3 protein-coding genes are annotated in these 4803 nt (G+C 41.2%); all 3 read right to left on the reverse strand.

Annotation, left to right across the window (positions count from 1 at the left end):
• Positions 1 to 157: 157 nt before the first annotated feature.
• Positions 158 to 1000 (reverse strand): KilA-N domain-containing protein, encoded by an 843-nt coding sequence (locus tag T472_RS02445; protein WP_023863279.1) that lies wholly within the window; start codon positions 998 to 1000, stop codon positions 158 to 160.
• A 544-nt stretch (positions 1001 to 1544) separates the two neighbouring features.
• Complete coding sequence (locus T472_RS02450; RefSeq protein ID WP_023388101.1) at positions 1545 to 2009, reverse strand: hypothetical protein; 465 nt, start codon at positions 2007 to 2009, stop codon at positions 1545 to 1547.
• 6 nt (positions 2010 to 2015) lie between these two features.
• Positions 2016 to 4803: RHS repeat-associated core domain-containing protein (locus tag T472_RS02455; protein WP_160319112.1), on the reverse strand; the 2788-nt coding region annotated here is incomplete at its 5' end.

Here is a 4803-nt window from a genome sequence, read left to right on the forward strand (position 1 = left end):
ACTTCAAGCGGTCTAAAACACCCTACAACGCAAAAAGCACCAGTATCAGGATTTAAATCCATTTTGGTGCCTCTTTAACATGCCCTGAACAGCCTAAAATGATGCTGTAAAATCCACTGGTTCCTTGACGGAACGCAAAGAGTCAAAAACTTAATTCTTACCTTTCTAGCTTCTTTATTTCACTTATTCCAATTTCTTCAATTGCTTTTAATTGACGCATCGCCAGTTGGTTTAACAACTGGATTCTCTCTGATTGTGCCTTCCCTTGCTCTATTAAAATTGCATTATAGCTTTCCATGTTTGCTAAAACCAATAACTGATTCAAACTTGCGTAGTCTCTTATATTTCCTTTAAAACTAACATTCTCTTCACGCCATTGTTTAGCTGTTATACCAAACAAGGCTACATTGAGCACATCTGCTTCATTAGCGTAGGTCATAGAAATTTGATATGCAGTCAATTCTGGCGGCAATAGATTCGCTTTTATTGCATCTGTATGAATTCTATAATTCAACTTTGAAATTTCACGGTTTAAATTCCAGACTATTGAAAGTCTGCTACTTTCATCTATTTTCAATCGCTTATAGTCTTTTATGATATAGAGTTTAAACTCTGCAGAAATCCATGATGCAAATTCAAATGCTATATCTGAGTGGGCAAATGTGCCTCCATACCTTCCAGATTTTGAAACAATTCCAATTGCATTTACTGACGTGATCCATTTTGTCGGAGACATTGTAAATGCATTTGATCCAGCATCATTTTTAAACCCGTCGAATTCGACGGGTTTAAAATCGGGGTTATTTAAGCTTTCCCATAAACCTAAAAAATCAATCGTATCTCTGTTTCTCATCCAATTCTTTATGACATCATTCGGTTCATCACTCTTATAACGTGCAATATCCGTAAGTGAAATAAACTCATTTTGAAAGTCTTCAGTATAAATTGAGATATTCACGCCTTTAGCATGAAGGGTTTCCTTAACTGTTTTTTTTATCATAGACTAACCCCCTTGATTGAAAATAGAGTTGAAATCTTATATAGAAGACAAAATACAATTGGCTATCTTATTTTGATTTAATTATACCGCAATTATGTTAAAAGAACAAACGTTCTAAATTGGTCGTTGATTGAATTTTTCCCTAAATAGAGTGCACCGGATATCATATGCACAGCATTGCTAAACTATTGATATTATAAAATTTTCTGTCTTCCAACTTTACTACACACTCTACATGCATAGTAAAAGAAAACTAATCATCATGTCTACTTTCGCATAAAAGTATGCCCCCCTATGCAAAAAGCACTAAAATCGAGGTTTTCACCCAATTTAGTGCCATTTTGACTATTTTTCGATTTCATTCAAATCGCCAAACACCTTGGCGTTCAAAGCTTCACCCTCTCTATCAAGACGACTGTCTCAACATGTGTTATGGCAATAAGAAGATACTAATACGCATAATTGACTTCCGCGTATTAGTATCCCTCCTGCACTCCCTATTTGTATCATTCTGTCAAGATTTTATAGACTGGACTTGCATCAATTATATTTTCTTTGAATCAGCGAACTTTTTAAGATCATCTAAAACTCGATAATCTATCGAAAACCCATTATTGTCTTTCGCTTTATTATAAATATTCACTGCTAGATCCTGATAATCAATCAGTGAGTTATTGAAGATTATCGAGTTTTCCCAAAAGTTACCATAATCTATCTTTATGGCTTTTATTAATTTATTGTCCACGTTATAAAATATCCGACCAATTTTATCCCAATGAATATCATGCCTTATTAATCCAAACAATTTTACATTAATCAACTTATCAGATTCGACAACAAAATATTCGAAGTATACTGAAAGGCACACTACAGTGTTAATCAGAACACCTGCACTTAAAAAAACTTTAAGTAATAATTCTCTCTCATAAACTACAAGGCTTATTTCGATTGCATTTATAAAGACAAGAGTCAATATAACCAGCGCTTTATTATATCTATATAACTTCATAATATTTTACTCATATCCTCTCGCTTTATATATTTCTTTTTGTATATAGCCAATTATTGAAGTAAATGCGTAATCAATTAGTAGTCCTGCACCAATGCTGAAAGCTATTGAAAGTCCACCAGCTTTAAATCCTTCGGCAATTATTGGTGATGATACCATTGCACCCACTCCCAGTGCTGCTAATGTTCCACCTAATTGAATAGAAGATTTCTCTAATCTTCGACCGTTGGACATCTTTATCATTGGATCCCAAGTCCCACTTAACTCTGCAAAAGTTGTTGCTACCAATAAGACTTTAGCTGCATTTCCAGCAAACTTCGCATATGGTTGAATTGTTTGCTTTATCGATGTTTTTGGAATTCGCTTAAGAACTTTATTTGCATCCAAGTATCCATAAATTGGTTTGCTTATTTTTTCCAACGAACCAATAATTACACCCAAAAATACGGGTACTAAAGATGAACTGGCTGATTTTACTTTGCGAACACTTTTATTCAATTGTATTGATGCAGGAACGGATATAACAGTAAAGCCAGCAGATTCCATATGCAACAATCCTGTTGGATCATAATTTTTCACAGGGTTATTAGCACAATATGCAAACATATTATGACCAAGTATATTGCCACAATCACCGACTAATCCATCTGCATTTACAAACCTGCCCCAGTCAGGATTATAGTACCTGGACTGGAGATAGTAAAGTCCGGTCTCAGTATCATACCTGTATCCCCTGTAGCGGTATGGATTCTTAACTCCAAGCGTGCTCGCCAGGCTTCCCGTTGTTGAGAGCAGCTTCCCCCAGGTGTCGTAGGTGTAGCTAACCACAAGGTTTCCTTCATTATCAATAAGCCCCGTGATGTCCCCCTGGGCGTTCCTCACATAGTAGTATTCTGTTCCGTTGAGGTTCATTGAGAAGAGGTTCCCTGAAGCATCATAGCTGTAGTGGATTTTGTCCGACCCTGTGGTCTCGAAGGAGACCTTATCACCGAATACTGTGTACTTGGTGGTGACGCCATTTACAGTCTTCTCTGTCCTTATCCCATCTGAGTTGTACTTGAAGCTGAGGCTTGTGGAAGCATTGCTCAAGCTCTTCAGCTGCCTGCCATTTTCCCAGGTGTAGGTCCATCCGTCGTAAGACAATGGATTTCCTATGGCGTCATAGGAGATGGCCTTTCCATTGCAGGCTGTAAGCTTGTCCTTCCAGTTAGTGTCGCCATAGGTGTAGGCTACGGTGGTCAGCACTGTACCTAGGGTGCCGTTGGTATATGCATACTCCTTCTTGTTAAGGATGTTTCCTCCGGCATCATATGTGTAGGTTATGGATTTGTTCAGGTAGCCGTTGTCTTCCCTTATTACCTCGTTAAGCTCATTATAGTAATACTTCGTGAACTTGGTCCCGTCTGTTATGGTCTCTATGTTCCCGTTCTGGTCATAGGTGTAGGATACAGCGCTTCCATTATTGGTTATGGATGCTACCCTTGCTGTGGTGGACCCGTTGACTCCCGCATGGTAGGCGTAGTTAACGGTCCAGGTTGCTGAACCTGTACTTATGACTGAAGTATCGATCCTGCCTAACTCGCCATAGCTCGTCAAGCCATATGCGCCGCTTCCAAGGGTCACCTTCTTTGGCCTGTTGTCATTGTCATATTCATAGGATGTGGTGTATGTGGTGCCGTTTCCTGTCTCGGTTATACTGCTGACATTGTTGTTGACGTCAAAGCCATTTGTCAGGCTGCTTCCATCGCTTCCCGATATCTTTACAAGGCGGTCTGCAAGGTCATACACATATCTGTAGCTTGCACTGTTTACCACATCCTCCAGGTAGCCAAGGTTCCCCGATGCATCATAGCCGTACCTGAACTTCACCTCGTACTGGCCTGTAGCACTGTTCCATACCTTGTATGTCGCCACCCTGTCCAGGTTGTCATAGTCTGTGGCTACCCTGTGCCCGTTCCCGTAGGTTGACTCAAGCAGCCTTCCAGTCCTCAGGTCGAAGCTGTTTGTTATGAGGGTCTGGCTTCCTGCAGATACGGTGGTGTTATTCCCCAATACATCATACCCGAAGGTATAGCTGAACCCGTTGTGTGCTATGGTCTTCAGCCTGTCGTTCTCATATGTGTATCCGTTTGTCACTACGCTTCCGTCAACCGTCTTAGATACCCCGGTAAGCGCATCAGTATTGCTGTCATAGCTGTAGGTTGCTGTCTTCCCCTTAGGGTCTGTGACGCTTGTAAGTGTTCCCTTGCTCTCGTTGTAGGCATAGCTTACGCTGTTGCCTGAACTGTCGGTAATTGTACTTGCGTATGCTCCGCTTGCGGTATATGTTGATGATGACTCCATGAAGGATGTGGCGCCGCTTACCTTCGCCTTCCTTGGGTTTCCGTAGCTGTCGTATTCGAAGCTGTACACCACATTCTCTGCGGATGTGGCCTTGGTCAGCCTCCTCTTCCCGTCAGCTGAATACTCGTAGGTGAAGAAGCTGCCCTTGGGATCTGTTAACTTCACAAGGTCATTCTGCGTGTTGTAATCGAACCTTGTGTTCTGCTTGGCAAGGTCCACGGTGGAGGTCACGTTTCCGTTGGAATCGTACTGGTAGCTCTGGCCGTACTCCTCCCTGTACAGCTGTATGCCATCGAAGTATGCGGTGTTAAGGTTCAGGTAGTACAGCGCATATATGGATATGCTGCTGTAGCTTCCGTCCGCTATTATCGGAGAGGACATGTACTGCCAGTCTCCTGAATCCTCGTTGAAGTTCACTGCAGCCCACTGGGTTGTCCCGTCTGTCTTCCTT

Origin of the sequence: Youngiibacter fragilis 232.1 (assembly GCF_000495435.3) — a bacterium.
GTDB classification, from domain to species: Bacteria; Bacillota; Clostridia; order Clostridiales; family Clostridiaceae; genus Youngiibacter; species Youngiibacter fragilis.

Excerpts from the sequence above, each read along its gene's own strand:
- T472_RS02450 (WP_023388101.1), bottom strand. The coding sequence starts at position 2,009 with ATGAAGTTATATAGATATAATAAAGCGCTGGTTATATTGACTCTTGTC.
- T472_RS02445 (WP_023863279.1), bottom strand. The coding sequence starts at position 1,000 with ATGATAAAAAAAACAGTTAAGGAAACCCTTCATGCTAAAGGCGTGAAT.